This window comes from Achromobacter sp. UBA5777, from assembly GCF_002418565.1.
In the GTDB taxonomy this organism is placed as follows: Bacteria; Pseudomonadota; Gammaproteobacteria; order Burkholderiales; family Burkholderiaceae_B; genus Achromobacter; species Achromobacter animicus.
Genome location: NZ_DIEJ01000290.1, coordinates 1 through 406 on the forward strand (window position 1 = coordinate 1; position 406 = coordinate 406).

Annotated in this window: 1 pseudogene; it reads left to right on the forward strand. The window is 71.9% G+C overall.

The features are described 5' to 3' along the window. Positions 1–406: pseudogene (locus B3446_RS25165) on the forward strand (glycosyl transferase); the annotation flags it as partial.

The window sequence follows — 406 nt, forward strand, 5'->3', positions numbered from 1 at the left end:
CGCAGCAGCCGCTCGGCGCGGCTGGTGCTGCGCGCGTGCGCGATGCTGTCGGGCAGCGTGCCGCGCGCGATCGTCTGCGCGGCGCAGAATGCCGCGGAGCGCCACGCCGAAAAAGGCTACCGCCGCGACCGCATGGTCGTGATCGCCAACGGCTATGACCTGTCGCGCTACGCGCCGGATCCGCAAGCGCGCTCGCGCGTGCGCGCCGCATGGGGACTGTCCGAGGACGCTCCCGTAATCGGCTGCGTGGCGCGCTGGGATCCGCTCAAGGACCACGCCAACCTGCTGCGCGCCGTGGCCGCGCTGGTGCGCGATGGACGCGATGCGGGGTTGCGCTGCGTGCTGATCGGCCGCGACATGACCGAAGGCAATGCGCAGCTGGGCGCCTTGCTCGACAAACTGGACC